The sequence below is a fragment of the Elusimicrobiota bacterium genome (assembly GCA_041658405.1).
GTDB lineage: Bacteria > Elusimicrobiota > UBA5214 > JBBAAG01 > JBBAAG01 > JBBAAG01.
Map to the genome: position 1 here is coordinate 1 of JBBAAG010000133.1, position 4152 is coordinate 4152.

Genomic DNA, 4152 nt, shown 5'->3' on the forward strand with positions numbered 1-4152 from the left:
AAAGCGTTTTTTGAGGATGGCGGGTCAAGTGAAGGCGTGGGGTACTGGCAGTACGGGTTAGCGCCGTATGTCATATTTGCAGATCTTCTGTATAACCGCACAAACGGGAAAATTAACCTATTCGAAAACAATAAACTAAAAAAAATTGCAGGGTATCCCCTGGCGTTAATGTTGTCAAAGAACGCGTACGCGCCGTTCGCGGATTCACGTGAGAATACAACTTTTATCCCGGGTTTTATCTATAAACTTGCGCAAAGAACTTGTGTCCCTGAATTACGCGGGGTGTTAGATAATATCCAAAACTTTGCAGGCCGGCAGTCGAGGTTAACATATCACCTGCGTGACATTTTATGGACAAAGGATAGCAGTGATGAAATGGTGCCACCGTTGAAGATATCAGCGTCATACCTCCCGGATCTCGGTGTTGCGAGGATAGTTAATGCCAGTAGTGCGGTGGTTATTAAAGCAGGGAATAATGCTGAGAACCATAATCATAACGACATAGGGACGTATGTATACAACGTCTCAGGTGAAACTGTGATCACCGACCCCGGGGTGGGGAGTTATAACCGTGACTACTTCGGGCCTAAACGTTATGAAAACCTTTTTACGAACTCGTACTCGCATCCCGTACCGGTGATCGATGGTAAACTTCAACAACCCGGTATTAAACACATAGGGCAGTTCGTTACGGTTGACCTACCCAATAATAAGGTGGTAATAGAATACTCTGCGGCGTATGGTATTCCGGAATTACAAAAACTTGAACGCGAACTAGTGTTACTTTCAAATGGAATAAACCTTACCAGTCGTTACTCCTTTACTGATAAAAATATTCATGTTTTAGAGGAAGCGTTTGTTACATATAACGAGATGGAGATAAGAGCCGGGAAACTTGTTATAACAGGAGAACGTACTATGACCGAGATACAGTGTTGTACTGTTCTATCCATTCCTGTGGTACTCATTGTTAATAAATACGAAGATGAGTCCAAACAAAATGGGTACAATAAAGTACTAAAACGGGGAGCGTTTAAGTTTGGTGGTATACAAAAAGTTGTTGAACTAAGGTTTAGCGTTATGGTTAATGTATTATAATACTACTCTGGAGGTAATGTGATGTTATGTCATACGATATTGTAATCATAGGTAGCGGGCCCGGGGGTTATACCGCAGCGGTCCGTGCAGCGCAGTTAGGTAAACGTGTTGCAATCATCGAGAAAGAAAGTATCGGCGGGACGTGCCTCAACCGCGGCTGTATTCCCGCTAAAGCATTGATCACCGCTGTTGATGTGTATAACACGGTTCTCACTGCTGATAAATTTGGCGTAAAAACAGGTACTGGTTCAGCAACGCTTGACTGGCAGGCAGTACAAAAACGTAAATCCAGTATCGTTTCTCAACTCCAGGGGGGGTTAAAAACTATATTTCAGAGTTATGGGATTGAGGTTATTCCCGGTACCGCAACGTTCTCCAGCCCAAAGGAAGTGGTAGTTGCCAGCGGTAACGCGAAAACAACGATCCGGGGTGAACATTTTATTATTGCCTCTGGTACGGTTCCGGCTGAGATCAAAGGGTTGGAAGTTGACCACCAGTCGGTGGTTGACAGTACTGATGCGTTAAATTTTCCTGAAATCCCACAACGGTTGATGATCATCGGGGGAGGTGTTATCGGTGTAGAACTCGGGTGTATGTACAGCCGCGCGGGAAGCGATGTGACAATTGTTGAACTCTTACCCCAGATTTTACCGAATGAGGATACAGAAATTGCTGCTGCGATGACACAAATACTTAAACAAGAAAAAGTTGTGGTCATGACCAACACAAAAGTTGAGAAACTTATTAAAACCGCAGGCTGTGTTGAAGTGTATATTTCTAATAAAGCTGAATGTTTCAAAGTAGACAAAGTACTGGTTTCTATTGGACGCCAGCCGGTTACGTCTTTGCTGGGGCTGGATAAAATTATGGTAAAAACAGAAAAAGGTTTTGTCGTTACAAATACGCGTATGCAGACAAGTATTCCCAATATTTACGCGGTTGGGGATGTGGTGTATAAAGGTATACAACTGGCGTATGTCGCGGCACAGCAGGGAATTATCGCTGCGGAAAATATCTGTGGAAAACACGCGGAGATTGATTATAAAACAGTACCGAGTTGTATATATACTCATCCTGAGATCGCGAGCGCAGGGTATACTGAAAAACAAGCGAATGATAACGGTATCAGTATTATGGTTGGCAAGTTCCCGTTTGCCGCTAACGGCAGGTCAATTATCCTTGGTGACCCCCGCGGGTTCGTAAAGACTGTGATTGACAAAACAACCGGTGAGGTTATTGGGATGCATATTATAGGTAATCATGCGACAGAACTTATCTCTACCGCCGTAATGGGTATGCATCTGGAAGTATTACCCGAAGATTTTAAACGCATAATGTTCGGGCATCCTACGGTAAGTGAAGCGTTAATGGAAGCTATACATGACGCGGAACATGAAGCAGTTGATAAGCCAAAGGGTATGTAAGAAAACAGTTTACGATGTTTGAACTTAAACCAGATTTCGAGAATGTATTGAAAAGATACGATGCGTGGTGGCGTTGTGATATTACTGACCGTCCTATATGCATAATTACTTTTCCTAAAAAGCAGGGGTTAAGAAAACCTTTACCTGCGGAAAAAAAGTATGCGAACTTACGCGAAAAATGGTTAGACCTCGAGTATCGGACAGAAAAAATGGTTATCGCCCTCGAGAACCATGTATTCTATGCAGATGCGTTGCCTATAGCATGGCCAAACCTTGGCCCCGAAATATTTTCGTCATTCTACGGGTGTCCGTTAGAATTCGGTGAGTCTACTGTTTGGAGCAAGCCAATACTTAGAGGTTGGACAACAGAGGAAGTAGGGAAAGTACAGCTTGACCGCCGAAACGAATATTTTGGGTTGTTAAATAAATACATGGACATCCTTATTGAAGCGGGGAAAGGTAAGTTTATCGTGGGATACACCGACCTCCATACAGGCGGGGATGCGGTTGCCGCGTTTCGTGACCCTCAACAATTGTGTATTGACATGATTGAACATCCGGGTGAGATAAAAAGTTTGTGTGAACGCATTACTACCGATTTTTTGTTATTGTATGACGAGTACTATACAAAACTATCCTCCGCGGGGATGCCAAGCACAACATGGCTGCCGTTTACCTGTACGGGTAAGTATCACGTACCCGCAAATGATTTTTCGTGCATGATTTCCAGTGATATGTTTGAACAAACCTACCTCCCGGGAATCGTGCGGGAGTGTAAACATATGGATAGATGTATTTACCATCTTGATGGCCCGCAGGCTTTGCGGTACCTTGATATATTACTCGCAGTACCGGAGATCCACGCAATTCAGTGGGTTCCCGGTGCGGGGAAGGATAAGTGGACCTCCTGGGTAGAGGTCTACAAAAAAATTCAAAACGCAAACAAAGCATTTTGCGTGACTGTCCCAGCGGGTAATGTAGAACAGTTTATTAGTACGTTCAAACCACAGGGTGTGTTAATGACAGTCAGCGGGGTTAAGGATATTGAAACCGCGGAAAGTATTATGTGTATCGTTAAAAGTTGGAAATGAAATATTTAATTAACGAAAGGATGATATTATGGCAGAACTTAAATCCAGCACGGTAATCAAACGGTATCCCGGTAACCCTGTACTCTCGGGGAAAGACGTGCCGTATCCGGCAACGCTAACCTACAACGCGGGGATCACGAAGTATCAGGGGAAGTATGTCATGGTTTTCCGTAATGACGTGTATGACAAGTGGGAAGGTAAACTTAAATATATCGACCTCGGCCTGGCGTACAGTAACGACGGGAAAAAGTGGGATGTCCAGCCAAAACCGATACTTAACCGCGAATTTTTTAATGATAAAGAAATTAAACGCGCATATGACCCGAGGCTGACTGTTATCGACGGTAAGGTTGTGTTGTGTTTTGCAGTGGACACCTTTCATGGCTTACGGGGCGGGATTGCGGTGACTGAAGATTTTGAGAAGTTCGAAGTAAAATCAATGACTGTGCCGGATAACCGTAATATGGTGGTATTCCCCGAAAAAGTTGGGGGAATGTACCTCAGGCTGGAACGCCCGTTTCCAGTGTACAGCCGCGGGG

General features: G+C 44.1%; 4 protein-coding genes. All 4 read left to right on the forward strand.

What is annotated here, in order from left to right:
• Positions 1 to 1098, forward strand: a 1098-nt coding sequence (locus WC955_13140; protein ID MFA5859999.1) for a heparinase II/III family protein, incomplete at its 5' end; no start/stop codon positions are given.
• Positions 1099 to 1124: 26 nt separating this feature from the next.
• Entirely contained in the window at positions 1125 to 2522 is a 1398-nt protein-coding gene (lpdA, locus tag WC955_13145; protein ID MFA5860000.1) for a dihydrolipoyl dehydrogenase, read from the forward strand.
• A gap of 14 nt (positions 2523 to 2536) precedes the next feature.
• Positions 2537 to 3613, forward strand: coding sequence for a hypothetical protein (locus WC955_13150; protein ID MFA5860001.1), 1077 nt, complete (start codon positions 2537 to 2539; stop codon positions 3611 to 3613).
• 28 nt (positions 3614 to 3641) lie between these two features.
• The coding region (locus WC955_13155; GenBank protein ID MFA5860002.1) for a glycosidase at positions 3642 to 4152 on the forward strand (511 nt) is incomplete at its 3' end.

Coding starts and splice junctions, on each gene's coding strand:
- WC955_13150 (MFA5860001.1), top strand. CDS start 2,537: ATGTTTGAACTTAAACCAGATTTCGAGAATGTATTGAAAAGATACGAT.
- lpdA (MFA5860000.1), top strand. CDS start 1,125: ATGTCATACGATATTGTAATCATAGGTAGCGGGCCCGGGGGTTATACC.